The following is a 25585-nucleotide window of genomic DNA, read 5'->3' as shown; positions in this document are numbered from 1 at the left end:
ACCGGCGCCGGGCCCTTCTTCACGCGCGCGTCACTGCGGCGGATTGCCCGTCGACACGCTCAGCTCGATGGTGCCCGGGTCCTTGGCGTTCACGTCCGTGCCCTGGGACGGGAACTGGTCCATCACGGTCCCGTCGCCCCAGGTGTTGTCGTCCACCTTCTTGACCTTCAGCTGCCAGCCGGCCGCCTGGAAGCACGCCTTGACGGAGTTGATGTCCTTGTAGCGGAAGTCGGGCAGCCGGATCTTGGCGGGGTCGTCGTAGGACTCCTCCGGCTCCGTGCACTTCGTCTTGTCGATCACCCGGGTGGTGTCCGGTGCCCGGTAGCCCGGCCGGTGCGAGGCGGCCGCCGAGGCGGAGGCGCCGCCGCGCCCGCCCGTGTCCTCGTCACCGCCACTGTTCGCGGTCAGCGCCACGATCAGGCCGGCGACCGCGGCGAGCGACACCACGCTCGCGCCGATGATCACGGCCTTGTTGCCCCGGCCGCCGTCGGAGCCACGCCCGGCCCCCTGCACGGACGTGTGCGGCGTCTGGGCGTACGGCGGCGGGGTCTGCGGCCCGTAGCCCACGGGCGGGGTCTGGTAGCCGGCCTGCTGCGGATAGCCGTAGGCCGGGGCGGGCGCGACCGGGGCGGGGGTGCCCTGGCCGGGGCCGTACGGGCCCGGCTGGTACGGCGTCTGCACCGGCCCGGGCGGCGTCTGCCGCGCCTGGTCGACCGGCGGGAAGACCGCGGAGCCGACTCCCGAGCCGCTCTGCTGCGGACCCGCGCCGGGCACGATGCTCGGCGCCGCCGCCTGGAAGGAGGCGGCGACCCGAAGGCACTCCTCGCGCATGGCGTCGGCGGTCGGGAACCGCTCGTTCGGGTTCTTCCGCAGCGCGCGGGCGACCAGCGCGTCCACCGCGGGGGGCAGCGAGCGGTTGACGGAGGACGGCGCGACCGGCTCCTCCTGCACATGCGCGTACGCGATGGCCAGCGGGGAGTCCGCGTCGAACGGCAGCCGCCCGGTGACCAGTTGGAACAGCATGATGCCGACCGAGTACAGGTCGGAGCGGGCGTCCACGCCACGGCCGAGGGCCTGCTCGGGCGAGAGGTACTGCGGGGTGCCGACGACCATGCCGGTCTGCGTCATCGACGTCACACCGGACTGCATGGCGCGGGCGATGCCGAAGTCCATGACCTTGACCACACCGCGCTTGGTCATCATCACGTTGCCCGGCTTGATGTCGCGGTGGACGAGCCCCATCTCATGGCTGATGTCCAGCGCCGCCAGCACGTCGGCGGTGACCTTCAGCGCCTTGTCGGCGGGCATGGCGCCGTACTGCCGGATGTCCTCTTCGAGCACGGAGCCGAGCGGGCGGCCCTCGACGTACTCCATGACGATGTACGGCGTGGCCAGGCCGCCCAGGTCGTCCTCGCCCGTGTCGAAGACGGAGACGATGTTGGTGTGCGTGAGTTTCGCCACGGCCTGTGCCTCGCGGCGGAAGCGCTCGCGGAAGGCCTGTTCGCGGCCGAGTTCGGTGTGAAGTGTCTTGATCGCGACCTGACGGTCCAGCACGGAGTCGTACGCGAGGTGCACGGAGGCCATGCCGCCCTCGCCGAGCAAGTCGCGCAGCTGGTAGCGGCCACCGGCCAGCGCCTGCCCCGCGTACCGGCCGTGTGCGCCGTCCTGGCTCATCTTTCCGCGTCCCCCGTCGGCCGTCGGATGCCCTGGCTCATCGCGCGGGCCTTGATCGAATGTGTCATTCCCGGCCAAGTCTGCCCCAGGCCCCGGACACGTCAAGCTCGGTGCCCGTTCCGTGACCGTACGCGCAAGAAGCGTCGCGCAAGCGTTACAGGGGGTGTACGACCGGCACACACAATTTGCACGACGGCCCTTGCTGGGGGTTTCATGGCCGGTCCGTCGCTTGGCTGGTCCCGGTTCCGGTTCCGGACCGGTGGCCCCCACGGAGGCTGTAGCGTGGCCGACGGAGACCGTGACAACACCGCGCGCACCGCGGGCAGAAACGACGGCGAGGACTGATGGCACAGACGCAGCGCGCCCAGGGCCCGTCCGACCCCGAGGCGTCTGGCGGCGGCATGTCGGACGCGCCGGAGACGTGGGGCAACGGAGGGCTCGTCGGCGACGGCCGGTACCGGCTCACGCACCGGCTCGGCCGCGGCGGCATGGCCGAGGTCTTCGCCGCCGAGGACGTCCGTCTGGGCCGTACGGTCGCGGTCAAGCTGCTCCGCGCCGACCTGGCCGAGGACCCCGTCTCCAAGGCCCGTTTCACACGTGAGGCACAGTCGGTCGCCGGACTCAACCACCACGCGATCGTGGCGGTGTACGACTCCGGTGAGGACGTCGTGAACGGCCAGTCCGTGCCGTACATCGTCATGGAGCTGGTCGAGGGCCGCACCATCCGCGATCTCCTGATCAACGCGGAGGCGCCGGGCCCGGAGCAGGCGCTGATCATCGTCTCCGGTGTCCTGGAGGCGCTCGCCTACTCCCACCAGCACGGCATCGTGCACCGCGACATCAAGCCGGCGAACGTGATCATCACCGACAGCGGCGCCGTCAAGGTGATGGACTTCGGCATCGCCCGCGCCCTGCACGGCGCGCAGTCCACGATGACCCAGACCGGCATGGTCATGGGCACCCCCCAGTACCTCTCCCCGGAGCAGGCGCTCGGCAAGGCCGTCGACCACCGTTCCGACCTGTACGCGACCGGCTGCCTGCTGTACGAACTGCTCGCGCTGCGGCCCCCGTTCACCGGTGAGACCCCGCTGTCGGTGGTCTACCAGCACGTGCAGGACACGCCGGTGCCGCCGTCGCAGGTCCTTCAGGCCTGCCCGCCGGAGCTGGACGGCCTGGTCATGCGCTCGCTCGCCAAGGAGCCGGACGACCGGTTCCAGACGGCCGAGGAGATGCGCGGCCTGGTCCAGTACGGCCTGCAGATGCTGTACGACCAGGGCGGACACACGGGCACCTGGAACACCGGCCCGGTGACCGCGCACGACGCCCGGCAGACCCCCGCGGGCGGCTTCGCGGGCACGACCGTGATGCCGCACTCCATGGACGGCGCCGGCACCGCCCAGATCCCGCAGCCCCTGCTGCCGCAGGGCTACGGCAGCGGTGACGACGGCGGCTTCGAGGGCCACGGCAACAAGGGCAGCGGCCGCGGCAAGCTGTGGATCCTCGCCGTGCTCGCGGTCATCGCCATCGCGGCGGGCGTGGCACTGGCGGTCAAGGGCACGGACACCGGCGGCGGTTCCGGCACCGACACCAAGCCGCCGGCGACGCACACCAAGAGCACCAAGGACGACTCCGAGACCGCGAGCCCGACCGACGACAGCACCGGGCGGCCCACGGACACCACCACCGACAACGGGTCGGACACCGGTTCCGGGTCGGGCTGGGGACAGCCGTCGTACACGCCGTCGTACACCCCGTCGCAGCCGCAGAACACCGGCCAGAGCGGCCAGCCGACCGCCCCGCAGAGCACGGCCTCGCAGCCCGCGGACCCGTCGAGCGGCGGCGCGGACGCGGGGACCGGCGACGGCGGCACGGACGCCGGCAGCTCGGACGGCGGCACGGACGCGGGCGCCAACGGCGGCGGCACCACCAACGACGGCGGCCTGTCGGCCGGCGGGGCGGGCCTGCCCACCGGCTGAGCGGCGCCGCCGGTCACCGGGTGAACGCCTCGCACACCGCGTCGTACTGCCGGGTCCACCACACCGCGAGCGCGGAGGCGGCCGGGAACTGGCAGTCGGCGCGGGTGTCGCCGCGCTCGTAGTGCCAGCGCAGCATCCAGAAGTCGTTCAACCGCTCCCACCACACCCGGTGCACGGCCGCCGTCAGTTCCCCGGAGGTGGCGCCGGCCGCGCGCCGGTACGCGCGGGCGTACGCCCGCACCTTCGGCAGGTCCAGTGTGCCCTCCGGGCGGACGAAGAAGATCGCGGCGGCGCGTACCGCCTCCTCGGCGCGCGGCTGCACGCCGAGCCGGTCCCAGTCCACGATGGCCGCGGGGGCGCCGTCCCTGTAGAGCAGGTTGAACGGGTGGAAGTCGCCGTGCACCCAGCCGACCGGTCCGCCGGGCGGCGGGCGCCGGTCCGCGTGCCGCTCCAGCAGTGCGCGCCGCTCCAGCAGCCGGTGCCGGGCCAGCGCGTCGAAGGCGTCGGCGGGACGGTGCCGGCGCACCCGGGCGAGCAGCCGGCCGATGAGGTCGAAGGTGTCGGCGGGATCGGCGCTCTGCACGGGATGCGGTCCGGTGGCCGGGCGGGTGCGCCCCTTGGGCGGCATCACGCGCTCCAGACAGGCGTGCACGGCGCCGAGCAGCGCCCCGAGACGGGCGCTCTCCGAGCGGGTGAGCTGGCCGCCGTCGCGGTGCCCGCCGTCGATCCAGGGGTGCAGGGCGTAGGCGTGGCCGCCGATCACGGCGACGGTGCGGCCCTCGCGGTGCGCGAGCGGCACGGCGACCGGGACGCCCAGGTCGGCCAGGCGCTGGGTGGCCCGGTGCCGGCGTTCGATGGCGGCCGGGTCGGCGGTGTCGGGATCGAAGTGGTGCTTGAGGAAATAGCGGCCGCGCGTGGTGCACAGCCGGTAGCCGCGATTGAGCAGGCCCTGGTCGACCGGTTCGCAGGCCACAGCGGTACCCGCGGTGTCGTAAAGGCGTAGAAGGGCGCCCACCGGGGGCACGGGGGGTGGTACACAAGGGCGCGGCACGCCGGAGATGCTAGGGCACCGAAAAGGCCTGTGAGCTGGGCATTGTCACAGGAAGTCAGCGCTGATCGCATTCGGTCACAGGGTGTACCGCCGTGAACGCACACGTGTATTCCGGTATCCACCGCGAACTCTTCCCGTCACCTGGGTGAGCGGGATAACGTGCGGGTGCTCCGGCCTTGCCACAAGGCTGTGACCAGCACGCTTCCGCACCATCTCGATTTACTTGGAAATCCAAGCAAAATCGCAGGTCAGGTGGGGTTTCACAGAATTGTGGAGCACTGGGTAACGTAATGGTTGCAGGGCGCTCGCCGGGGCACCTGTCACGCCTGTTCCCGGCCGAGTGGCACCCACCCCGTGCCCGGTGGTCGAAACAGGTGAGCCGCACTGGCCTACCGGCAACCCCGGGGGCCGGAACGACGGAGGAGCACACGTGACCGTGGACAGCAGTGCCGCGCGCAAGCGCAGCGCCGCAGGCAAAGCCGGCACCACCGGCAGCAAGACCGGCACCGCCGGGACGACGTCCGGAGCCACCGGCGCCAAGCGCACCACCAGCACCACCCGGGCCCCGCGCACCGCGCGCGCCGGCGCCGGTAAGAGCACCGAGCCCGCTCTCGTGCAGCTTCTGACGCCGGAGGGCAAGCGGGTCAAGAACGCCGAGTACGACTCCTACGTCGCCGGCCTCACCCCCGAAGACCTGCGCGGCCTCTACCGCGACATGGTGCTCACCCGTCGTTTCGACGCCGAGGCCACCGCCCTGCAGCGCCAGGGCGAGCTGGGCCTGTGGGCCTCGATGCTCGGCCAGGAGGCCGCCCAGATCGGTTCCGGCCGCGCCACCCGCGAGGACGACTACGTCTTCCCGACCTACCGCGAGCACGGCGTCGCCTGGTGCCGTGGGGTGGACCCGACCAATCTGCTCGGCATGTTCCGCGGTGTGAACAACGGCGGCTGGGACCCCAACGGCAACAACTTCCACCTGTACACGATCGTCATCGGCTCCCAGACGCTGCACGCCACCGGCTACGCGATGGGCGTGGCCAAGGACGGCGCCGACTCGGCGGTCATCGCCTACTTCGGCGACGGCGCCTCCAGCCAGGGCGACGTGGCCGAGTCCTTCACCTTCTCCGCGGTCTACAACGCGCCCGTGGTGTTCTTCTGCCAGAACAACCAGTGGGCGATCTCCGAGCCGACCGAGAAGCAGACCCGGGTGCCGCTCTACCAGCGCGCCCAGGGCTACGGCTTCCCGGGCGTGCGCGTGGACGGCAACGACGTGCTCGCCTGCCTGGCGGTCACCAAGTGGGCCCTGGAGCGCGCCCGCAACGGCGAGGGCCCGACCCTGGTCGAGGCGTTCACCTACCGCATGGGCGCCCACACCACCTCCGACGACCCCAGCCGCTACCGCGGCGACGAGGAGCGCCAGGCGTGGGAGGCCAAGGACCCGATCCTGCGCCTTCGCCGCTACCTGGAGGCCTCGAACCACGCGGACGAGGGATTCTTCGAGGAACTCGAGGCCGAGTCCGAGGCGTTGGGCAAGCGAGTGCGCGAAGCGGTCCGCGCCATGCCCGACCCGGACCACTTCGCCATCTTCGAGAACGTGTACGCGGACGGGCACGCGCTCGTCGACGAGGAGCGGGCCCAGTTCGCCGCCTACCAGGCGTCGTTCGCGGACGCAGAAGGGGGTCACTGAGATGGCCGAGAAGATGGCGATGGCCAAGGCCATCAACGAGTCGCTGCGCCGCGCCCTGGAGGCCGACCCCAAGGTCCTGGTCATGGGTGAGGACGTCGGCAAGCTCGGCGGCGTCTTCCGGGTGACGGACGGCCTCCAGAAGGACTTCGGCGACAGCCGGGTCATCGACACCCCGCTCGCCGAGTCCGGCATCGTCGGCACCGCGATCGGCCTGGCCCTGCGCGGCTACCGGCCGGTGGTGGAGATCCAGTTCGACGGCTTCGTCTTCCCGGCCTACGACCAGATCGTCACCCAGCTCGCCAAGATGCACGCGCGCTCGCTGGGCAAGGTCAAGATGCCCGTCGTGGTGCGCATCCCCTACGGCGGCGGCATCGGCGCGGTCGAGCACCACTCGGAGTCCCCCGAGGCCCTGTTCGCGCACGTGGCCGGCCTGAAGGTCGTCAGCCCCTCGAACGCCTCGGACGCCTACTGGATGATGCAGCAGGCCATCCAGAGCGACGACCCGGTGATCTACTTCGAGCCCAAGCGCCGCTACTGGGACAAGGCCGAGGTGGACGTCGAGGCCATCCCCGCCCCGCTGCACAAGGCGCAGGTGGTCCGCGAGGGCACCGACCTGACGCTGGCGGCGTACGGTCCGATGGTGAAGCTCTGCCAGGAGGCCGCCGCCGCGGCCGCCGAGGAGGGCAAGTCGCTGGAGGTCCTGGACCTGCGCTCGGTCTCCCCACTCGACTTCGACGCCGTCCAGGCCTCGGTGGAGAAGACCCGCCGCCTGGTCGTGGTCCACGAGGCCCCGGTGTTCTTCGGTTCCGGCGCGGAGATCGCCGCCCGGATCACCGAGCGCTGCTTCTACCACCTGGAGGCCCCGGTGCTCCGGGTCGGCGGCTACCACGCCCCGTACCCGCCGGCCCGCCTGGAGGAGGAGTACCTGCCGGACCTGGACCGCGTGCTCGACGCCGTCGACCGCTCGCTGGCGTACTGAGGGAGAGGGTCGTGACGACGATGACGGACGCGTCCGTACGCGAGTTCAAGATGCCCGACGTGGGCGAGGGCCTGACCGAGGCCGAGATCCTCAAGTGGTACGTCCAGCCGGGCGACACGGTCACCGACGGCCAGGTGGTGTGCGAGGTCGAGACCGCCAAGGCGGCCGTCGAACTGCCCATCCCCTACGACGGCGTGGTCCGCGAACTGCGCTTCCCCGAGGGGACCACGGTCGACGTGGGCACCGCCATCATCACGGTGGAGGTCGCGGGCGGAGCCCCGGCCCCGGCGCCCGCTGAGCCCGAGGTGTCGGCGCCCCCCGCGGCGCCCGCCGAGGAGCCCAAGGCCGAGGGCCGCCAGCCGGTCCTGGTGGGCTACGGCGTGTCGACGTCCTCCACCAAGCGCCGCCCCCGCAAGGGCCCCGAGGTCACCGTCCCGGCGCCGGCCGAGGCCGTCCAGGCCGAGCTGAACGGCCACGCCCCCGTGGCGGACCGCTCCCGCCCGCTGGCCAAGCCTCCGGTGCGCAAGCTGGCCAAGGACCTCGGCGTCGACCTGGCGACGGTCACCCCGTCCGGCCCGGACGGCGTCATCACCCGCGAGGACGTCCACGCGGCGGCCACGCCGGTGGCCGCGCCCGAGCCGGTGGCGGCCCCCGCCGCTCCGGCCGCCGCTCCCGCCCCCGTGGTGACGTACGACGGCGCCCGGGAGACCCGCATCCCCGTCAAGGGTGTGCGCAAGGCGACGGCGGCGGCGATGGTCGGCTCGGCGTTCACGGCGCCGCACGTCACGGAGTTCGTGACGGTGGACGTGACCCGCACCATGAAGCTGGTCGAGGAGCTGAAGCAGGACAAGGAGATGCAGGGCCGGCGGGTCAATCCGCTGCTGCTGATCGCCAAGGCCCTGCTGGTCGCCATCAAGCGCAACCCGGACATCAACGCGTCCTGGGACGAGGCGGCCCAGGAGATCGTGGTCAAGCACTACGTCAACCTGGGCATCGCGGCGGCCACCCCGCGCGGTCTGATCGTGCCGAACATCAAGGACGCGCACGACAAGACGCTGCCCCAACTGGCCGACGCGCTCGGTGAGCTGGTGTCCACGGCGCGCGAGGGCAAGACCTCCCCGTCGGCGATGCAGGGCGGCACGGTGACCATCACCAACGTCGGCGTCTTCGGCGTCGACACCGGTACGCCGATCCTCAACCCCGGCGAGTCGGCGATCCTCGCGATCGGCGCGATCAAGCTCCAGCCCTGGGTCCACAAGGGCAAGGTCAAGCCCCGCCAGGTCACGACCCTGGCCCTGAGCTTCGACCACCGCCTGGTCGACGGCGAGCTGGGCTCCAAGGTCCTCGCCGACGTGGCGGCGATCCTGGAGCAGCCGAAGCGGCTGATCACCTGGGCGTGACGGCCCAGCGGAGGCCGTGACAAGGGCCGCGCACCCGGTCGGGGTGCGCGGCCCTGTCCTGTGGTGCGGCGGCCTCGGCCCCGGGGCGCGCGGCTCGGTCCCGAAGCGCGTGGCTCAGTTCCCGCCCGCGGGCGCTGCGAGCTGTCCGGCGACGAGTGCCAGCCAGCCGCTGGGCGAGTAGGGCGCCGGCGGGTCGACCTCCATGCCGAGTTCCGCGACGGCGAGGGCGTAGTCGGACTCGTCCAGGTCCAGCGCGAGCAGTTCCTGTAGCTCGCCCGCGAGGCGGGCGACGAGCTGCGGGTCGGTGGTGCGCCGGTAGTCCTCGACGGCGGCGTGGTGGTCGTCGAACTCGTCCGGCATGTCCTGGGAGAACCATCCCCCGAGGAACTGCCCGAGTTCCGGGAACCGGGCGTGCCACTCCCAGTGGGTGACGGGCGCCGCGGGCGCCGGCACCTCGCCGGTCTCGATGCTCGCCCTGATGTGGTCGGCGAGGCAGCGCAGCCAGGACTGGATCTCGCCCTGGTCCAGCCCGACGTCGGGAATCGCGTAGAACTCCCCGAGGCGCAGCCGAAGCCGTCCGGGCGGGTTGTCGGCGTACTCCCGCAACTGCCGCTCGGCGACGGCGAGGGCCCAGGGCCGGCTGTGCCAGGTGTGCCGGAGGTAGGCGGTGAGCGCCCGACCGGCCTGCTCCGGGGTGTCGTCGGCGGGCTGCCCCAGGTAGGCGCGCATGACCTGGTCGAGTTCGCCGTACCGGCGGTCGTGTTCGAGGGGGCTCAGGGGCACGGTGGTCAGCCTCTACGGGTCGCTACAGATGGATCGGGAAGGTGGCGTGCACGGCGAACCCGTGCGGGCGCGCGGGGTCCCTCCTGAGGACCACCCGGGCGGCCCGCGCCTCGACGGGCTCCCGGCCCGCCAGCATCATCGCCTGCAACAACACCCGCCCGACCGGCTCCTGCCGCGCGGGCCAGGCCGCCTCGATCGTCAACCGCGCCCGCGTGGACTGCGCGAGCCAGCGGTGAATGAGCTGCTCATTGGCGGTGACGACCTGCTGGGTGGCCCACTGGGCGGTTTCCCGGTCGGGGTAGGTGGCGGATCGGGTGCGCATCTAGCCGGCGTCCCCCCTCGGCCGGTCCTGGCCGGGTGTCCACAGCGGCGAGTGGGCTTCCCTCAGGTGCTCGATGCAGTGCCGGGCGAGCAGCGGGAAGAAGTCGAGGAAGTCCGCGCTGCCCGACCCGCCGCCCATCCCCTCCAGGGAGAAGAACATGTCCAGCTGGTCCTCGGTGTGGAAGAGCGCGAGGGCCTGGTAGCACTCGGACACGACACTCGGCAGCTGCCACGGGCACTGCGGGTGCGTCTCCTCGATGAACATGCGGATTCCGTCTTCCACGGAGGAGTCCTGCATCCCGTCGCTGATCGCGACGCCGTCCTGGCCCCAGTAGACCGGCAGGATCTGGGAGAAGCGCGGGAAGCGCAGCCGCAGCTCGCCCGTGGTCAGGGGGACGTCTTCACCGGACCGCCATTTCCCGCTCACCAGATGCTCGGCGATCTCCCGGAGCACCCGGGGCGTGCGGTCCTCGGTCTCCGCACGGGGAATGCGACCGAGTGCCTCGTGCGTCGGGTCGGCGTCGAAGAGGTCCGCGGCCACGCGCAGTTCGGCGGCGATCTCGCGGAGATTTCGGCCGCCGTCCTGTTCCGCATTCCGCATTCCGCGGATGAGGGGGAACAGCCGCGACTGCCATTGGGCGGGGTCGTCGGGAATTCCCGTGCCCCACCGGTCGTACGGGGACAGGAGCACGCGGGCGCCCTCAAGGCTCCAGTAATCCACGGATCCCGGATTTGTCATGCGCTCATCCTACTTCTCAGAGGTTCTTCGGCATCGAGGTCATGACGGTGAACGGGGGATCGAGATCCTCGTTGTACACGAGACGTGTTTCGACGCCCTGCACATTCCTCGCCTTGTCCGCCGGGAAGGGATCGCTCTTGAGCTCCGTCTTGCTGATGCTCCGGCCGCTGTCTCCGTACGGGGTATTGGGAACGCTGATGTCCAGGCGTTTCCGTTTACCGGGCTCCTCTTCCTTCTGCGCGGCTATCCATTCGCTGATCTGCTTGGAGTTCTGGTCGATGTTGTACTGCGTCATCTTCTGCGCGGACTCCAGGTCGGTGAAGGTCGACGCCTCCCCGACCATGGGCTGCCCATAGGGCCAGTCCGTTCCGGGGCGGGGCGGCTTCTTCAGCTCGTCCCGCAACCGCTGCGCCAACTGCTCGTCCGTCAGACCGACATGCTTGGTGACGGTGTGCGAGTTCTGCATCCACTCCGTCGAGGCGAGATCCACCTTGTAGACCCCGTGGTCCGCGTCACCCGGCGTGCTCCACTTGTGCTCGTTCTTGAAGTCGTTGAGCGAGCGTGCGCCGAACGCCTCCGCGCGCGCCTCTTCCGCCACGAACGTCGGAGCGCTCAGCGACGCCTCGTTCAGCTCGGGGATGAGCGCCCTGAGCTTGGCCGCCTGCTCGTGGAACGCCTTGTGGCAGTCCTCCACAGCCTTGTCGGCGCCGGACTTGTCCATGTGCGAGCGGAAGACGGCGACCACTTTGCCGAACGTCGCGATGGCGGCGAACTTGGTGAACTCCTCCCAGCTGAAGCCGTCGGGCGTCAGGTCCTTGACCGTCGCCTTGGCCGCCTCGGTGGCCAGGTGCTCGGTGATCTTCCGGCACTTCTCCGCGGCGGTCGCCGCGTCGTGGAACGCCGTCTTCATCTCGTCGCCGGTCTTCTTCAGGACGTCGATGATGGGGCGGCGGGCAGACGGCGCCACCGAGGGATTGGTGCGCCAGTCCCGGCCGCCGGTGTCCCCCGGGCCCATGAAGCCGCCGTCCGGCTTCCAGCTGCGCCCCCACGCGGTGGTGCCCCAGATCGACTGGCAAAACGCGTTCATGGCGCCCTGCCAATCGCTGTTGCCGCCGTCGGTCAGGTACGCGACGCAGCCGGTGAACGCGTCGGCGGACTTCTGCGCGGCCTTGCCCGCGGCCTCCCAGGCGTTCCCGATGCTGCGCAGGTCGTCGGTCTCGGCCCCGGGGGTGATCTCGGCGGTCTTGCCCAGCCGCAGGCCTTCCTCGATGGCGGGCTTGATCAGATCCGCCAGGAAGTCGGGTACTTCGCCGATCGCGCCCAGGATGGGGACGTCCGTGCCGTCGCCGGTGCCCGTCCACTTGATCGAGGCGACCGGGCCGTAGGACGCCTTGCCCACGCCGATCGGAGGATCCCTGCGCGGGGGCGGCCCGAAGATGCCGCGGGACGACCAGTCGGCCGCCACGTAGTTGTTCGCGGTGAGGGTCAGCCCGACGGCGACCCCGCCGATGCTGGCCACGGCCTTCGCCCAGACCTCCAGGAACAGCTTGGCGACCTCGTCGTAGGCCTTCGCGAAGTCGTCGGCGCCCGATCCCTTCCCGGCCGCCTGCCGGTGGTGCACGTCCTCGACCAGCTGTATGGCCGCCTTGTGGAAGGTGAACTGTTCGTCACGGATGAGGGCGGACGTGTAGTACACGTGACCGGGCTCGATGTGGAAACCCTTGCCGTCACTGCCCGGCGCGGGCTGCTTCAGCTGCTCCCGCTCCCACTTGCGGCGGGCGTCCGACGGCCGGCCGTCGGCCCCGGTGGGCGGCGGCGGAGGGGGCTTGTAGTTCGGGTCCGGGGACGGGCCGGGGCTGGGAGACGGCAGCTTGGGCTCGCTCGGCTCGTCCGGAGGGTTCGGGTTCGCGGAGGGGGTGGTGGAGGGAGACGGCTGCGGTGGGGGCGGGGTTGCCATCAGGCCGCTCCCCAGCCGCGCAGTACCGCACGGTGCGCCGCCGCGTAGTTGGCGTGGCCGGTGGTCACGTACGCGTGCAGCCATTTCTGGGCCGCCTGGAGGTCCTGGGCCGAGCGGTCCCACTCGTCGAGCTTCTGCACGAACACCTCGCGGGCCTCGCCCTTCCAGGACAGGACGACGGGCTCCACGCGGTCGAACAGGTCCTCCAGCCGGCCGTTGAGCTGCTTGAGGATGTCCTCCAGGTCGGAGGCGAGTTCGTGCAGGGTGGAGAACGAGACGGTGATGTGGTCGTCGGCGGAACCGGCAGACATGATCCCCCTTGTGTCGGTAACCGTGGCAGAGCGGCTTGTCCGGCGTCCCGGAGCGGCTGTCGATGTCGATGTGGATCCGCCGCATGTGCTCGAGCACCTGGAGATCGTCGGAACTGAAGCCGTCGCGGCTCAACCGCACGGCCTCCTCCAGCTGTTTCATCACTTCCCGGATCCGCACGGCATCCTCCGCCGCCGCCCGGTGGAACTCCCGGTACGCCCTCGCCGCCGGGCCCTGCCAGCCGGCCTCGATGCGGTCGACCAGTTCGTCCATGCGTCCGACCTGCTGGTCGAGGTGGTCCTGCATATGACCGAGGTCGTTCGCCAGCTTGGTGAGGTCCTGGGACGAGACATGCAGGTCGGCGCCTTGCCCGTGCTCCTGCCCGGTCCGTCGAGTGCTCATGGTCGTACCCCCCGTCATCGGCGGCACCAGTGGCCCACCGATGGAGTCATTCTACGGCGGTCTCACCGGAAGTGGCCTGGTCCGAGCGCCGCGTTGGCGCCTCCGGCCGTCAACCTCCCCTCCTCCTCGCGGGTGAATCGGGAGCATGCCCGGCGGGCTCCGGGGAGCGCCGGCGGGACGCACCCCCGGCGCACACCTCACGCGCCCGTCCGGCACGCCTTCTCAGCGCTCCCGGACGGTGACCAGAGTTCTCCTTGCCGGAGCCGGGTGCCCGGCTCCAGGCGCAGTTCCGCTCTTCGCTCCGGAGGTTCGATGACGACGCAATCCGGCCGGCCCCGTGGGCTCACGGTGCTGTTCGCCACCGTGGCCATGTCCGCCGCCTGTCTGACCCCCGCCGCCCAGGCGGCGCCCGCCACCTCGTACAACGACTGCGCGCACGGCCTGTTCTGCGTGTGGAGCGGTGACAACGGGACGGGGCAGCGGTGCGAGTGGCGGGTCGACGACGCCGACTGGCTCGCCGGGTCCCGGACCTGCAAGTGGGCCAGGGGAACCCGCGTGCAGTCGGCGTACAACCACGGCGAGTCCGGCGCGCCGGTCTCGGCGTACACCGCCGCCGACTACGGCGGCACGAAGATGTTCTGCCTGACCAGCGGCCGGCGCGCCAACCTCAAGGGCGTCGGCACGTACCTGCGGTCCCACAAGTGGGCGTGCTGACAGCCGTCGTCGAGCCGTACCCGCCCGCTGGACCGCTCCCGGCGAAGAGCTTCCTCGAAGGAACGCGAAGGAAAAAGGTGACTGGTTTGCGTAGTTCCGCCCTCGCCACCGTGTTCGTGGCCGCGCTCGGCCTGCCGCTGGCCGCGACCGCGCCGGCGTCCGCCGTCGCACCGGTGACGTACACCCACGCCCAGGCGGCCAAGGAGTTCCGGGCCCACGGGGTGTCCTGGACCTCGTCCGGGCACTGCGACAACCGCGACGACAGCAGGTGCACGTCGTTCACGGGCATTCGCCGCACCACCGTCTCCGGCGTCATCGCCCTGAAGCGCACGAGTCATTGCGCGGTGACGGTCACGGCGGGCACCGAGAAGGGCCACAGCCGGACGGGCAAGTACCGCCACGACAACGGCTACAAGGTCGACCTGCACGTGACCAACTGCCTGGACACCTACATCCGCAAGCACTTCCGCTCGGCGGGCACGCGCGGTGACGGCGCCAAGCTCTACAAGTCGGCCAACGGCAACGTCTACGCCTACGAGAAGCCCAAGAAGGGCGCCCTGCACTGGGACGTCACCTACTACAACGGCAGCGCCTGACCGTCCTGGCACGGCCCACCAGCCGCCCCTGTCCGTGCGCGACACACGGGCAGGGGCCTCACCGTGCGGCGGCGCTCACCACGGCCACCGGCGGCGCCGGTGCGGCCCGTCCCTGACGGTCACTCAGGGGCGGATCAGGGTTCCGCCAGGGAAGTCACGGATGGTGAGGATGTGATCGCGGACGGCACGCTGGTGCCATGACGAAATCCCCCGCAGCCGGGCCCCGTTCGGGTTCCGCTCGCCGCGCCGCCGTCCTCGTGGGCGCCGCCGTCCTCGCCGGTACGGCGGCGGTCTGCGCTCCCGGTGCCGCCTACTCCGCGCCCCTCCCGGCCGCGTCCCCGCCCACCACTCCTCTGGCCGTCACGTCCCCGTCACCGGCGTTGCCGTCCGCCGGATTCGCCTCCGCCGCGACCCCGGTGCCCGAGGCCGGCTTCCGTGACTGCCCGGCCCTTCCCGACGGCGTCGACCCGGCCCGCTGGAGATGCGAAGTGCACACGGCCGCACCGAGGTTGACCATGGGCGCGGTGTCCGTGCAGCTCGCCCCGATCACCATGACGCACGCCGAGGGCCCCCTGCCGGACGGCGGCGACGGGCAGGTGTGGGGAGCGATGCACACCACGCCGACCGCCCTGCCCGCAGGCCCCGGACCCGTCCGGCACCTCGCGATACAGCCCGAGTACGGCGGCCGTTCGGACTTCTACACCGGCCGGTTCAGCCTCCGCTTCCGCCTCCTCGGCCCGCGGCTGGCGCCCGGTTGCGAGATAGGCGCGAGCGCCCCCGTGGACTTCCGGCTGACGCGCTCGGGCCCGTCCACCTGGGTGTCCCAGGACCCGCCGCTGATCGAGTTCTCGGCCTATGACGACACCTTCACCGCGCCCGCCGCCGAACACTGCGGTCCCCTCACCACCGTCCTCGACCGGCGCCTCGCACTGCCCGCAGCGGAAGGGAACCTGATGACCTACGACGCCGCGTACACCTTCGAGACCTACGACCGGCTGGGCCGGGACTGACGCGCGCGGAGCGCGTTCAGCAGGGCCGCGCCCCGTTCCGCGTCGTCCAGGCTCACCGCGAAGTCGGAGCGCCGGCCCCGGGGCCGTACGACCAGACAGTCGCCGGCGCGGAGCATGACCGTGGTGCCGAGGCCGCTGATGCGGTAGCCCCAGCCGCCGACCTGGGAGGGCAGGCGCCGCTCGGCGCGGGCGGATTCGAGGGCGTCGGGGGACCAGCGGCGGACGGGCCGGCCGAACGGGCCGAAGGAGATCTCCAGCCCGGCCTCCGAGACCTTCGCCCGGACCGAGGAGGAGACGGTGCCCGCGAGGGCGACGACCGCGCAGGAGGCGCACACGATCCCGAGCGTCCCGGCGGGGGCCAGGCCCAGTGCCAGTCCCACGGCCGAGCCCACGGCGGCCACACCGGCGACCGCGGACAGCAGTTGCAGCCAGGGGTTGGCCGCGCGGGAGAACCAGACCAGCCGCTCGTCCCGCGGCAGGTCCAGCGCCGGGGTCCCGGCCCGGGGCGCGGCGGAGGCGGCGCGGACGGTCAGCCGCCAGGCGATCACCCCGGCGACCGCGGCCAGGGCCAGCGTCACGGCGATCCACCAGGACGGCTGCCGGGCCTGGTGCCAGTCGGCGCGGTCGAGGTTGGCGCCGACGATGGACACCTGGGCACCGAGGAGGACGACACCGGCGGGGGCCAGGGCGATCGCGGCCCAGGCGCGCGTCGAGGCCCAGGCGCGGCGCCGGCGCACGCTCACGGCGAGGGCGATGAGCAGCCAGACCGCGGTGGGGAACGCGCAGGCCTGCCACAGCGGCATCGAGCCGTCGGGCGCCGAGCCGCCGCTCCAGTGGGTGGCCAGCCGGTCGGGAAGCCGGTCCCGCTGGGTCCAGGGCAGCACGGCCAGCAGCGCCGCCACGGCCGCCGTAGCGCCGGCGAGCACCCAGGGCGCGGCGCGGTGCCGGCCGAGCCCTCCGTCGTGTCCGTCCGTCATGACAACCCCCGGATCATGTCGATGAGATCGGTCCGGCTGTATCCCAGCCGGGAGGCTTCCGCGACCAGTTCCCGCACCTTGATCTGGAGGCCCGAGCGGGGGGCCGCGGCGCCCTCGGCGACGGTGATGCCCCGGCCCCGGCGGAACTCCAGCAGGCCTTCGTCCCGCAGTTCGCGCAGGCCGCGCAGGACGGTGTTGACGTTGATGTCCAGGGCCGTGGAGAGGTCGCGGGCCGAGGGCAGGCGCTCGCCCGCGCGGCACTCGCCCTCCGCGACGGCCCGCCGGATCGCCGCCGCGACCTGCTCGTGCAGGGGGCGGGTGTCGGTGGTGTCCAGATGCAGCAGCATGGTGCTAATGAAGCTAGCACCATTCGCTTCATCGTGGCACTCCGGCCGGATCCTCCCGGGCCCCGCCCGGGTCCGGGCAGCGGAAAGGGCCCGCCGCTGGGTGCGACGGGCCCGGGAGTGCGGCCGAAGGTCAGCCGAGCTTGGCGAAGCCGTAGTTGAGGAGCTTCGTGGCGTCCGACTGGCGCTGGTTGACGGAGCTGGAGGCGAGGACGGTGCCGATGACCGTCTTGCCGTGACGGGTGGCGGCGAAGACCAGGCAGTACCCCGCCTCGGGGCCGGAGCCGGTCTTCACGCCGATGGTGCCGCTGTAACTGCTGAGCAGCGTGTTGGTGTTGGTCCACGTGCCCATCGTGCGGGTGCCGCCGGTCTTGGTCTTCGTCTTGGCCGTGTACGACTTGGTCTTGACGATGGTGCGGAACGTGGAGTTCTTCATCGCGCTGCTGGCGATCTTCGTCAGATCGCGCGGCGTCGAGTAGTTCTTGCCGTTGCCGATGCCGTCGAAGGAGTCGAAGTGCGTGTGCTTGAGACCCAGGCTCTTCGCGGCGCTGTTCATCTTGCCGATGAAGTTGGACACGCGGGCGGCGCGGGTGGAGCCGGAGCCGTACTTGTCCGCGAGGGCGTAGGCGGCGTCGCAGCCGGACGGCAGCATCAGGCCGTACAGCAGCTGACGGACGGTCACCTTGTCGCCCACGATCAGGTGTGCCTGGGAGGCGTTGTTCTTGACGACGTAGTCGCTGTACGCCTTCTGGATCGTCACCGTGGCGTCGAGGTTCAGGTTCTTCTGCGCCAGCACGACCTTGGCGGTCATGATCTTGGTGGTGGAGCCGGTGGATCGCGTGGTGTCCGCGGCCTTGGTGTACAGCGACGAACCGTTCGCGTTGTTCATCACGTAGCCGCCCTTGGCCACGATCGAAGGCGTCGTGACGGCCTGCGCGGGCGCCGCGGAGAGGGCGCCGGCGGCGAGCAGCGCGCCGGAGGTGACGGCGACGGCGGTGGCTCGGCGGAGGCGGATGCCCTTGATGCCGGTAATCAAAGTAAATACCCCGATTGTCTGGAATGCCCCTGGATGCGGCCGAGTTGAGGTGGCGAGAGTGGGGCCGCACATGTGTGACACGTAGGTAGCACAGAAGGTTGTGCGGCCGCCGGGGGTGATCCGGGTCATGTCCGCATCGTGGATACCAGGACGCGTTGCGTACCTGTTGTATCTATCCTGTAGGCATGAAAACGGCCGTCCCGCACTCCTCCCCGCCCACCAAGCAGCCCCCCGCCGCCGACCGGGTCTACGCCCACGTCAAGCAGGGCGTCCTCGACCGCAGCTACGAGGGCGGCACCCTCCTCACCGAGGGCGAGCTGGCCGAGGCCGTAGGGGTGTCGCGCACCCCCGTGCGGGAGGCGCTGCTGCGGCTGGAGGTCGAGGGCCTGATCCGGCTCTACCCCAAGAAGGGCGCCCTGGTCCTGCCCGTCTCCGCGCAGGAGATCTCCGACGTGGTGGAGACCCGGCTGCTGGTGGAGGAGTACGCCGCCCGCAAGGCCGTACCCGCCCCGCCGGGGCTGGTGGAGCGGCTGGCCGAGCTGCTGGAGCAGCAGAAGGCGCAGGTCGCCTCGGGCGATCTGGCCGGGGCCGCGGTGACCGACCGCTGCTTCCACGCCGAGATCGTCCGCAGCGCGGGCAACGAGATCCTCTCCCGCCTTTACGACCAGATGCGCGACCGCCAGCTGCGGATGGGCGTCGCCGTCATGTACTCCCATCCCGACCGGGTCGCGAGGACCCTCGCCGAGCACGCGGAGATCCTGGACGCGCTGCGGGCCGGGGACACGGACGCGGCCGTCGGGGTCGTGCACCGGCACGTGAGCCGGGTGTCGCTTCTGGCGCGGGGGGAGGCCCGATGAGCAAGGTCACCCTTCCGAGCGACCCGCCCGGCGGCCTGCGGGCCGTCGTCGTGTGGTCCGTAGGCGTCGCGGTCTACTTCGTCGCCGTCGTCTTCCGCACCTCGCTGGGGGTGGCCGGCCTCGACGCGGCGGCCCGCTTCCATGTGAACGCCTCCGCGCTGTCCACCTTCTCCATACTCCAGCTGCTGGTCTACGCGGGCATGCAGATACCCGTCGGCCTGATGGTCGACCGGCTCGGCACCAAGAAGGTGCTGGGGCTGGGCGCCGTGCTGTTCACCATCGGCCAGCTGGGCTTCGCCTTCTCCCCCTCCTACGGCACCGCGCTCGCCTCCCGGGCGCTGCTGGGCTGCGGCGACGCGATGACCTTCATCAGCGTGCTGCGGCTGGGCACCCGCTGGTTCCCCGCCCGGCGCGGCCCGATGGTCGCGCAGCTCGCCGCCCTGGTCGGCATGGCGGGCAACCTGATCTCCACCCTCGTCCTGGCCCGGCTGCTGCACAGCATCGGCTGGACGCAGGCGTTCGCGGGCAGCGCGCTGGCCGGTGTGGTCGTCCTCGTGCTGACGCTGCTCTTCCTGAAGGACCACCCCGAGGGGCACGAGCCCGAGCCGTCCGGGCACCGGGGCTCCGCCTACGTCCGCCGGCAGATCGCCGAGGCCTGGCGCGAGCCGGGCACCCGCCTCGGCATGTGGGTGCACTTCACCACCCAGTTCCCGGCGATGGTCTTCCTGCTGCTGTGGGGCCTGCCGTTCCTCGTCGAGGCGCAGGGCCTGAGCCGGGCCACGGCCGGTGAACTGCTGACCCTGGTGGTGCTGTCCAACATGGTGGTGGGCCTGGTCTACGGCCAGATCGTGGCCCGGCACCACACCGCCCGGCTGCCGCTCGCGCTGGGCACCGTCGCGGCGACGGCGCTGCTGTGGGCGGCGACCCTCTTTCACCCCGGTGCGCACGCGCCGATGTGGCTGCTGATCGTGCTGTGCGTGGTGCTCGGCGCGTGCGGTCCGGCCTCGATGATCGGGTTCGACTTCACCCGCCCCGCCAACCCGCCCGAGCGGCAGGGCACCGGCTCCGGGATCACCAACATGGGCGGCTTCATCGCCTCGATGACGACGCTGCTCGCGATCGGCGTGCTGCTGGACGCGACGGACGACAACTACACGGTCGCGTTCAGCGCGGTGTTCGTCCTCCAGGCGCTCGGCCTCAGCCAGATCCTGCGGCTGCGCGGCCGGGCGGCCCGCAGGGAGCGGGAACGGCTGGTGGCGAGCCGGGTGGAGACGGTGCACGTACCGGCGTGAGCCCGGGCCGGGCCCGGGTCAGCGCCGTTCCGGTACGAGGGTGAGGTAGGCGATCCCGAGGACGCCCCGGTAGCTCATCCACTGGGCCCGGTGCCGGTCCAGGCGGGCCCGGGTCTCGGCCGCCGACGGGTGGTCCGGGTGAGCGGCGAGCCAGACCTCCAGGTCCGCCTGGTAGCCCGACTCGAACTCCTCCCACTCCTCGCGGCTCGCGGTCTCGGTCCACTCCGGCCGGAAACCGGCGGCGACGGCGAGATCGAGCAGGGTCGCGAGGTCGTAGTGGTCGCCGGCGGTGGCGCCCGGCCACATGCCCGACAGTTCGGCCTCGGTGGGCGGCCGCTCCCAGAAGCCCTCGCCGACCAGCACCCGGCCGTCGTCGCTCACCAGGCGGCGCAGCTCGCGCAGGGCCTCGGCGGTGGCGGGTTCGGCCTGGCTGAGGGCCTGGGTGGCGCCCAGGCAGAGCACCAGATCGGCCGGTCCGCGCCGGGTCCCGAGGGCGGACTCCTCGGCGAACTCCACCCGGTGGGCGAGCCCGCGTTCCTCGGCGTTGTGCCGGGCGCGGGCGAGGTCCTCGGCGTTCACATCGACGCCGGTCCCGGTGGCGTCGGGCACGGCCGCCAGTATCCGGAGCAGCAACTCGCCCCAGCCGCAGCCGATGTCGAGGACGGTGCGGGGGCGGTTCGCGGCGAGGCGGCGGACGACGGCGTCGGCGCGGGAGGCCGAGAGGGGGCCGTGGAAGGTGAGCCGGGTGAGCCGGGGCAGGGCAGTGGTCATGCCGGGCACGCTAGGGGGATGTCCCGGCCGTCACCACTGATTTGCGGGTGACCCGGCCCCCCGGGGCCGTGCGGGCCTCACGGGGTCACGGCGAAGTTGTGCAGGATGGCCTTCGTCAGGTCCTGGTCGCCCTCGGTCTTGACGCGGTCCGCCACCGCCTCGGGGGTCACCCGGCCGCACGCCAGCCGGACATAGGTCTCCCAGTCTAGGGTGAGGGTGGCCACCGGGCCGAGCGCCGGGGCGGTCTCCAGGGTGCCGCGGCCCTGGATGTCGACGCGGATGGTGCGCAGGAACTCGACGGGGCCGCTCACGTCGAAGACGACGGCCGAACTGCGCGGCGCGTTCGCGTCCTTCGCGACGATCTTGGGCAGTGCCTCCAGCAGGACGTCACGCGTGACGTGCGCGCCGGGCGAGTCGAGGTTGCCGGGGCGGCCGAGGGCCGTGCGCAGGTCCTGTTCGTGCACCCAGACGTCGAAGGCGCGCATCCGGTAGGCGTGTTCGAGGGTGATGTCCTTGCCCAGCGGGCCGCGCACCGTGGTGGCGGGGTCACGGTTCTCGTTGCGCAGCTGGCGGTTGCGGCGGATGACCGTGTACTCCAGTTCGGCCGTCATCTCCGGCGCCGTGTGGTGGCGGCGGACGTCGACCTGCATCTCCATGTAGCGCTGGTGCGCGGTGGTGACGTGGAAGAGGTCGCGCGGCAGGGCGTGGATGGGGCGCGGGTCGCCGAGCAGCTCGCAGTCCATCCCGATGACATGCGACACGATGTCGCGCACCGACCATCCCGGGCACGGTGTCCGCCGGTTCCACTCGCCCTCGACCAGTGACTGCACCATCTCGGATATCGCGTCGACGGAGTGCGTCCAGGCGTCGGCGTAGGGCTGGAGGGTGGGATGCAGACTCACGGAACGGGACCCCTCGGCGGTCGGTACACGGGCAGGTTGTGGCGGCGTTGCCAGCGGGCGGCGGCTGCACGTCGGCGGGTGTCTGGGAAGCTAAGTTACGCTGCTGGCAGGCACCCCGGCAGTGCTTTCGCGTGACGATCGTAGGCCCGTGTGGACGACTCGAATGCCAGGACGGTGGTAGTGTGCGCGCCTCTCTGATCCAGATGGCCGTCGACGAGGGCGAATCGGTCGCCTCGCGCAGGCACCGGGCGGCCTCGCTGGTGCGCGCACAGGCCGGGGCCGACCTGGTGGTGCTGCCCGAGCTGTGGACCACCGGTGCCTTCGCCTACGAGGAGTTCGGCCGCGAGGCCGAGCCGCTGGAAGGCCCGACGTACGAGACGATGGCCAAGGCGGCGGCCGACGCGGGCGTGTGGCTGCACGCCGGGTCGATCCCCGAGCGCGCACCCTCCGGCGACGGCGCCACCGACGAGGGCACGCTCTACAACACCTCCCTCGTCTTCTCCCCCTCCGGCGAACTGGCCGCCGCCTACCGCAAGATCCACCGCTTCGGCTTCGACAAGGGCGAGGCCGTGCTGATGGGCGCCGGGCGGGACCTGGTGACGGTCCGGCACCCGCAGGCCACACTCGGCCTGGGTACCTGCTACGACCTGCGCTTCCCCGAGCTCTTCCGCGGGCTCGTCGACGCCGGCGCCGAGGTGCTGGTGCTCCCGGCGGGCTGGCCCGAGCGGCGACGCGCGCACTGGACGCTGCTGGCCCGGGCACGGGCCGTGGAGAACCAGGCGTTCGTGCTCGCCTGCGGAACGGCCGGGACCCACGCGGGAGTTCCGCAGGCCGGTCACTCGATCGTGGTGGACCCGTGGGGCGAGGTGCTGGCCGAGGCGGGTCCCGGCGAGGAGGTCCTCACCGTCGAGTTCGACCCGGCGAAGGTGGCCGCCACCCGAGAGCAGTTCCCCGCGCTGAAGGACCGCGTCCTCGGACTGGTCCCGCCGGCGCGGTAGGGGCCCGCCGGGCCGGGCCGGCGGTCGGGGCTCAGTCGTGTTCCCGCCCCTTCTCCGCCAGGTGGATCACGCACACCGCGACGGCGATGAGGAGAGCCGGGTCGGCGTCGTCGCGTACGACGTCCACGCCGTAGGTCTCCCGCAGGTGCAGCCAGCGCCGGGAGATCACGGCCAGCAGTTCGCCGTCGTACTCGACCGCGAACTCACGGTCGAGGATCTTGCCGCTGACGTCCAGTTCGGTGCCGTCCGCCAGCGCGACGCGGTAGTGGTTGCGCAGCAGGGACAGCCGCTTGCGCCGGATCGTGGCCAGGCCCTCGCCGTCCCGTTCGATCACCATCGTGTCGCGCAGCGCGAACATCTTCTGGTGGATGTCGATCAGGACCCGGCCGTGGGCGTCCTTCAGCTCGAAGGTGTCCCGCAGCCGCATCGCCTTGCCGTCGACGAGGAACACCTTTTGACCGTGCTCGTCCTCGATCCAGTAGTCCTCGCCGATGCCGAGGAGCCGGTCGCGTACCAGGAATCTCATGCCTGAGCCCTTCCCCGGTACGGCGGATTCGTCACGGCCGGACGCGGGGCGATCGGCCGGGCGCGGACCACTTTTCCACAGGCCGCGCGGGTGGGTCGCACCGTTGTCCACAGGCCCGGCGGGGTGCCGGGGACGGGTGGCACTCTGGAGCCATGACCGACTCCGCACGACCCCGGCGCCCCCGCGTCCGTGCCCCCGAGCTGACCGGCGAGGGCGGCTGGCTGAACACCGGAGGCCACCGCCCCACCCTGGCCGGCCTGCGCGGCCGCATAGTCGTCCTGGACTTCTGGACCTTCTGCTGCATCAACTGCCTGCACGTCCTGGACGAGCTGCGCGAGCTGGAGGAGCGGCACCGGGACACGGTGGTGGTGATCGGCGTGCACTCGCCCAAGTTCGCGCACGAGGCGGACCACCGGGCGGTCGCGGACGCGGTGGAGCGCTACGGCGTGGCGCACCCGGTCCTGGACGATCCGGAGCTGGCCACGTGGAAGCAGTACGCGGTGCGCGCCTGGCCGACACTCGTGGTGATCGACCCGGAGGGGTACGTGGTCGCCCAGCACTCGGGCGAGGGCCATGTGCACGCCATCGAGCGGCTGGTGGCGGAGCTGGAGGCCGAGCACGGCGCGAAGGGCACCCTGCGCCGCGGCGACGGTCCGTACGTCCCGCCGGAGCCCGAGCCCACGACCCTGCGCTTCCCGGGCAAGGCCGTGCTGCTGCCCTCCGGCGGCTTCCTGGTCAGCGACACCACCCGGCACCAGCTGGTCGAGCTGGCGGCGGACGGGGAGACGGTGCTGCGGCGGTTCGGCACCGGGACCCGGGGCCTCGCGGACGGCGGCCCGCGGCAGGCGTCCTTCAACGAACCGCAGGGCCTCGCCCTGCTGGACGACGGCTCGGTGGCCGTCGCCGACACGGTCAACCACGCCCTGCGCCGGCTGGACCTCGCGACCGGCGAGGTGACCACCCTGGCCGGCACCGGCAAGCAGTGGTGGCGGGGCTCACCGGCCTCGGGCCCGGCCCGCGAGGTGGACCTCTCCTCGCCCTGGGACGTGGCCTGGTGGCAGGGCCGGGTGTGGATCGCCATGGCCGGCGTCCACCAGCTGTGGGCCTACGACCCGGTGGCGCGGACCGTCGCAGTCACCGCGGGCACCGCCAATGAGGGTCTGGTCGACGGCCCCGGCGCCGAGGCGTGGTTCGCCCAGCCCTCCGGACTCGCGGCCACCGCCGACCGGCTGTGGCTCGCGGACGCCGAGACCAGCGCGCTGCGCTGGGTGGACCCCGACGGGTCGGTGCACACCGCCGTCGGCACCGGCCTGTTCGACTTCGGACACCGCGACGGCCCCGCGGAACAGGCGCTGTTCCAGCATCCGTTGGGCGTCACCGCACTGCCGGACGGCTCGGTCGCGGTCGCCGACACCTACAACCACGCCCTGCGCCGCTACGACCCGGTGACCGGCGAGGTCGGCACGCTCGCCACGGATCTGCGCGAGCCCAGCGGCGCCGTCCTCGCCGGCGAGGACATCGTGGTGGTGGAGTCGGCCCGGCACCGGCTGACCCGGCTGCGGCTGCCTCGGGAGACGGCGCGGGTGGCGCCGGTGGCCCACCGGACCCGGCGCGCGGTCACCGAGGTCGGCCCCGGCCGCCTCCGGCTGGACGTGGTCTTCCAGGTGCCCGCGGGCCGGAAACCCGACGACCGCTCCGGCCCCTCCACCCGCCTCCTGGTCTCCTCGACCCCGCCCGAGCTGCTGCTCGAGGGCGAGGGAGCGGACACCGGTCTGAGCCGTGAGCTGGAGCTCGACCCGGCCGTCCGGGAAGGGGTGTTGCACATATCCGCGATGGCCGCCTCGTGCGACGACGACCCGGGCGTCGAGTACCCCGCCTGCCATGTCCACCAGCAGGACTGGGGCATCCCGGTCCGCCTCACCGAGGGTGCGGCGGACCGCCTGCCGCTCGTCCTCGCGGGCATGGACGAGCAGGAGGGCGGTTCTCAGACGCCGTAGCCGTCCGTGTAGCCGTCGCCGGTGTGGTGGTGATGGTGGTGGGGTTCCTCCTCCACGACCGGCGTCGGCGGCACGATGACCCGCCGACGCCGCGCGATACCGCTGAACGTGGCGGTGCCGATCAGGCCGACGGCCATCAGGATCAGGCCGACGACCGTGAGGTTGACACCGTTCATGTGCCAGTCGGTAGCGAACGTGAGTATGGCCCCCACGGCGATGAGGATGATGCATCCGCCGAGCCCCATGAGGCTTCGCCTCCCCTTTCGGTTCCGGAATCTCCGGTCTCGTCC

The 25585-nt window shown here is 71.8% G+C and carries 25 protein-coding genes and 1 pseudogene; 11 read left to right on the top strand and 15 right to left on the bottom strand.

All coding sequences use genetic code 11. The features are described 5' to 3' along the window. Positions 1-30: 30 nt before the first annotated feature. Positions 31-1674, bottom strand: coding sequence for a protein kinase (locus HZZ00_RS36870; RefSeq protein WP_180330322.1), 1644 nt, complete (start codon positions 1672-1674; stop codon positions 31-33). Between the two features lie 344 nt (positions 1675-2018). On the opposite strand from HZZ00_RS36870, the gene HZZ00_RS36865 reads away from it, so the two are divergent. Continuing rightward, positions 2019-3650: a protein kinase gene (locus HZZ00_RS36865; RefSeq protein ID WP_180330321.1), complete on the top strand. Its 1632-nt coding sequence runs from the start codon at positions 2019-2021 to the stop codon at positions 3648-3650. Positions 3651-3663: 13 nt separating this feature from the next. Here the strand turns inward: HZZ00_RS36865 and HZZ00_RS36860 are convergent, their stop codons facing one another. Beyond that, on the bottom strand, positions 3664-4701 hold the full coding sequence (locus HZZ00_RS36860) for a phosphotransferase (protein ID WP_374028506.1): 1038 nt from the start codon (positions 4699-4701) through the stop codon (positions 3664-3666). Positions 4702-5131: 430 nt separating this feature from the next. Between HZZ00_RS36860 and pdhA the strand changes: the two genes are divergently transcribed. From pdhA to HZZ00_RS36845, 3 genes are read left to right on the top strand one after another with little or no spacing between them, the layout of a single operon-like run. Then, on the top strand, positions 5132-6385 hold the full coding sequence (gene pdhA, locus HZZ00_RS36855) for a pyruvate dehydrogenase (acetyl-transferring) E1 component subunit alpha (protein ID WP_180330319.1): 1254 nt from the start codon (positions 5132-5134) through the stop codon (positions 6383-6385). 1 nt (position 6386) lies between these two features. Further along, positions 6387-7364, top strand: a complete 978-nt coding sequence (locus HZZ00_RS36850) for an alpha-ketoacid dehydrogenase subunit beta (protein ID WP_070024386.1) — start codon at positions 6387-6389, stop codon at positions 7362-7364. Between the two features lie 11 nt (positions 7365-7375). Beyond that, complete coding sequence (locus HZZ00_RS36845) at positions 7376-8764, top strand: dihydrolipoamide acetyltransferase family protein (protein ID WP_180330318.1); 1389 nt, start codon at positions 7376-7378, stop codon at positions 8762-8764. Between the two features lie 114 nt (positions 8765-8878). Here the strand turns inward: HZZ00_RS36845 and HZZ00_RS36840 are convergent, their stop codons facing one another. From HZZ00_RS36840 to HZZ00_RS39135, 6 genes and pseudogenes are all read right to left on the bottom strand, one after another. Further along, a complete protein-coding gene (locus HZZ00_RS36840) occupies positions 8879-9547 on the bottom strand; it encodes a contact-dependent growth inhibition system immunity protein (RefSeq protein ID WP_180330317.1) in 669 nt (222 codons plus the stop codon). A gap of 22 nt (positions 9548-9569) precedes the next feature. Next, complete coding sequence (locus HZZ00_RS36835; protein WP_180330316.1) at positions 9570-9869, bottom strand: RNase A-like domain-containing protein; 300 nt, start codon at positions 9867-9869, stop codon at positions 9570-9572. Beyond that, the gene (locus HZZ00_RS36830; protein ID WP_180330315.1) at positions 9870-10607 is read right to left on the bottom strand and encodes a hypothetical protein; all 738 of its coding nucleotides are present in this window, start codon (positions 10605-10607) and stop codon (positions 9870-9872) included. Positions 10608-10623: 16 nt separating this feature from the next. Then, positions 10624-12564 carry an RNase A-like domain-containing protein gene (locus HZZ00_RS38955; RefSeq protein ID WP_257586040.1) on the bottom strand — a complete coding sequence of 647 codons (1941 nt, stop codon included), beginning with the start codon at positions 12562-12564 and terminating at the stop codon, positions 10624-10626. Then, entirely contained in the window at positions 12564-12875 is a 312-nt protein-coding gene (locus tag HZZ00_RS36820; protein ID WP_180333331.1) for a WXG100 family type VII secretion target, read from the bottom strand. Before HZZ00_RS36820 ends, HZZ00_RS38955 begins: the two co-directional genes overlap by 1 nt. A 169-nt stretch (positions 12876-13044) precedes the next feature. Beyond that, positions 13045-13179 (bottom strand): annotated as a pseudogene (locus HZZ00_RS39135) (WXG100 family type VII secretion target); the annotation flags it as partial. A gap of 408 nt (positions 13180-13587) precedes the next feature. On the opposite strand from HZZ00_RS39135, the gene HZZ00_RS36810 reads away from it, so the two are divergent. From HZZ00_RS36810 to HZZ00_RS36800, 3 genes are all read left to right on the top strand, one after another. After that, positions 13588-13989, top strand: coding sequence for a peptidase inhibitor family I36 protein (locus HZZ00_RS36810; protein WP_180330314.1), 402 nt, complete (start codon positions 13588-13590; stop codon positions 13987-13989). A gap of 86 nt (positions 13990-14075) precedes the next feature. After that, entirely contained in the window at positions 14076-14585 is a 510-nt protein-coding gene (locus HZZ00_RS36805; RefSeq protein WP_180330313.1) for a hypothetical protein, read from the top strand. Between the two features lie 197 nt (positions 14586-14782). Next, entirely contained in the window at positions 14783-15595 is an 813-nt protein-coding gene (locus HZZ00_RS36800) for a hypothetical protein (RefSeq protein WP_257585573.1), read from the top strand. On the opposite strand, the gene HZZ00_RS36795 is transcribed toward HZZ00_RS36800, so the two are convergent. The 3 genes from HZZ00_RS36795 to HZZ00_RS36785 form a co-directional block, all read right to left on the bottom strand. Then, entirely contained in the window at positions 15571-16572 is a 1002-nt protein-coding gene (locus tag HZZ00_RS36795; RefSeq protein WP_257585572.1) for a DUF1648 domain-containing protein, read from the bottom strand. The genes HZZ00_RS36800 and HZZ00_RS36795 overlap by 25 nt on opposite strands. Then, entirely contained in the window at positions 16569-16919 is a 351-nt protein-coding gene (locus HZZ00_RS36790; protein WP_070024375.1) for a GntR family transcriptional regulator, read from the bottom strand. Before HZZ00_RS36790 ends, HZZ00_RS36795 begins: the two co-directional genes overlap by 4 nt. A gap of 130 nt (positions 16920-17049) precedes the next feature. Continuing rightward, a complete protein-coding gene (locus HZZ00_RS36785; RefSeq protein WP_180330312.1) occupies positions 17050-17952 on the bottom strand; it encodes a D-alanyl-D-alanine carboxypeptidase family protein in 903 nt (300 codons plus the stop codon). Positions 17953-18137: 185 nt separating this feature from the next. On the opposite strand from HZZ00_RS36785, the gene HZZ00_RS36780 reads away from it, so the two are divergent. Both HZZ00_RS36780 and HZZ00_RS36775 read left to right on the top strand, forming a co-directional pair. Beyond that, on the top strand, positions 18138-18809 hold the full coding sequence (locus HZZ00_RS36780) for a GntR family transcriptional regulator (RefSeq protein WP_180330311.1): 672 nt from the start codon (positions 18138-18140) through the stop codon (positions 18807-18809). Further along, positions 18806-20101, top strand: a complete 1296-nt coding sequence (locus HZZ00_RS36775; RefSeq protein ID WP_180330310.1) for a nitrate/nitrite transporter — start codon at positions 18806-18808, stop codon at positions 20099-20101. The genes HZZ00_RS36780 and HZZ00_RS36775 overlap by 4 nt, the downstream gene beginning before the upstream one ends. A gap of 18 nt (positions 20102-20119) precedes the next feature. Here HZZ00_RS36775 and HZZ00_RS36770 read toward each other — a convergent pair whose 3' ends face one another. Beyond that, positions 20120-20872: a cyclopropane-fatty-acyl-phospholipid synthase family protein gene (locus tag HZZ00_RS36770; RefSeq protein WP_180330309.1), complete on the bottom strand. Its 753-nt coding sequence runs from the start codon at positions 20870-20872 to the stop codon at positions 20120-20122. 77 nt (positions 20873-20949) lie between these two features. Next, on the bottom strand, positions 20950-21774 hold the full coding sequence (locus HZZ00_RS36765) for a maleylpyruvate isomerase family mycothiol-dependent enzyme (protein WP_180330308.1): 825 nt from the start codon (positions 21772-21774) through the stop codon (positions 20950-20952). A gap of 182 nt (positions 21775-21956) precedes the next feature. Here HZZ00_RS36765 and HZZ00_RS36760 point away from each other — a divergent pair, with 182 nt between their 5' ends. Further along, positions 21957-22772, top strand: coding sequence for a carbon-nitrogen family hydrolase (locus HZZ00_RS36760; RefSeq protein WP_180330307.1), 816 nt, complete (start codon positions 21957-21959; stop codon positions 22770-22772). Positions 22773-22803: 31 nt separating this feature from the next. Here HZZ00_RS36760 and HZZ00_RS36755 read toward each other — a convergent pair whose 3' ends face one another. Continuing rightward, positions 22804-23298: an LURP-one-related/scramblase family protein gene (locus HZZ00_RS36755; protein ID WP_180330306.1), complete on the bottom strand. Its 495-nt coding sequence runs from the start codon at positions 23296-23298 to the stop codon at positions 22804-22806. Between the two features lie 152 nt (positions 23299-23450). On the opposite strand from HZZ00_RS36755, the gene HZZ00_RS36750 reads away from it, so the two are divergent. Further along, positions 23451-25295 (top strand): NHL domain-containing thioredoxin family protein, encoded by a 1845-nt coding sequence (locus HZZ00_RS36750; protein ID WP_180330305.1) that lies wholly within the window; start codon positions 23451-23453, stop codon positions 25293-25295. On the opposite strand, the gene HZZ00_RS36745 is transcribed toward HZZ00_RS36750, so the two are convergent. Then, entirely contained in the window at positions 25283-25540 is a 258-nt protein-coding gene (locus HZZ00_RS36745) for a DUF6458 family protein (protein WP_180330304.1), read from the bottom strand. The two genes, HZZ00_RS36750 and HZZ00_RS36745, sit on opposite strands and share 13 nt — an antisense overlap. Positions 25541-25585: the final 45 nt, after the last annotated feature.

The sequence above is a fragment of the Streptomyces sp. NEAU-sy36 genome (genome assembly GCF_013423905.1).
Lineage (GTDB): Bacteria > Actinomycetota > Actinomycetes > Streptomycetales > Streptomycetaceae > Streptomyces > Streptomyces misionensis.
Note: the sequence above shows the minus strand (reverse complement) of the source record. Positions and strands in the feature narration are given on the sequence as shown.

Excerpts from the sequence above, each read along its gene's own strand:
- HZZ00_RS36870 (WP_180330322.1), bottom strand. The coding sequence starts at position 1,674 with ATGAGCCAGGACGGCGCACACGGCCGGTACGCGGGGCAGGCGCTGGCC.
- HZZ00_RS36865 (WP_180330321.1), top strand. The coding sequence starts at position 2,019 with ATGGCACAGACGCAGCGCGCCCAGGGCCCGTCCGACCCCGAGGCGTCT.
- HZZ00_RS36850 (WP_070024386.1), top strand. The coding sequence starts at position 6,387 with ATGGCCGAGAAGATGGCGATGGCCAAGGCCATCAACGAGTCGCTGCGC.
- HZZ00_RS36835 (WP_180330316.1), bottom strand. The coding sequence starts at position 9,869 with ATGCGCACCCGATCCGCCACCTACCCCGACCGGGAAACCGCCCAGTGG.
- HZZ00_RS36830 (WP_180330315.1), bottom strand. The coding sequence starts at position 10,607 with ATGACAAATCCGGGATCCGTGGATTACTGGAGCCTTGAGGGCGCCCGC.
- HZZ00_RS38955 (WP_257586040.1), bottom strand. The coding sequence starts at position 12,564 with ATGGCAACCCCGCCCCCACCGCAGCCGTCTCCCTCCACCACCCCCTCC.
- HZZ00_RS36820 (WP_180333331.1), bottom strand. The coding sequence starts at position 12,875 with ATGTCTGCCGGTTCCGCCGACGACCACATCACCGTCTCGTTCTCCACC.
- HZZ00_RS36810 (WP_180330314.1), top strand. The coding sequence starts at position 13,588 with ATGACGACGCAATCCGGCCGGCCCCGTGGGCTCACGGTGCTGTTCGCC.
- HZZ00_RS36800 (WP_257585573.1), top strand. The coding sequence starts at position 14,783 with ATGACGAAATCCCCCGCAGCCGGGCCCCGTTCGGGTTCCGCTCGCCGC.
- HZZ00_RS36795 (WP_257585572.1), bottom strand. The coding sequence starts at position 16,572 with ATGACGGACGGACACGACGGAGGGCTCGGCCGGCACCGCGCCGCGCCC.
- HZZ00_RS36790 (WP_070024375.1), bottom strand. The coding sequence starts at position 16,919 with ATGCTGCTGCATCTGGACACCACCGACACCCGCCCCCTGCACGAGCAG.
- HZZ00_RS36780 (WP_180330311.1), top strand. The coding sequence starts at position 18,138 with ATGAAAACGGCCGTCCCGCACTCCTCCCCGCCCACCAAGCAGCCCCCC.
- HZZ00_RS36775 (WP_180330310.1), top strand. The coding sequence starts at position 18,806 with ATGAGCAAGGTCACCCTTCCGAGCGACCCGCCCGGCGGCCTGCGGGCC.
- HZZ00_RS36770 (WP_180330309.1), bottom strand. The coding sequence starts at position 20,872 with ATGACCACTGCCCTGCCCCGGCTCACCCGGCTCACCTTCCACGGCCCC.
- HZZ00_RS36755 (WP_180330306.1), bottom strand. The coding sequence starts at position 23,298 with ATGAGATTCCTGGTACGCGACCGGCTCCTCGGCATCGGCGAGGACTAC.
- HZZ00_RS36750 (WP_180330305.1), top strand. The coding sequence starts at position 23,451 with ATGACCGACTCCGCACGACCCCGGCGCCCCCGCGTCCGTGCCCCCGAG.
- HZZ00_RS36745 (WP_180330304.1), bottom strand. The coding sequence starts at position 25,540 with ATGGGGCTCGGCGGATGCATCATCCTCATCGCCGTGGGGGCCATACTC.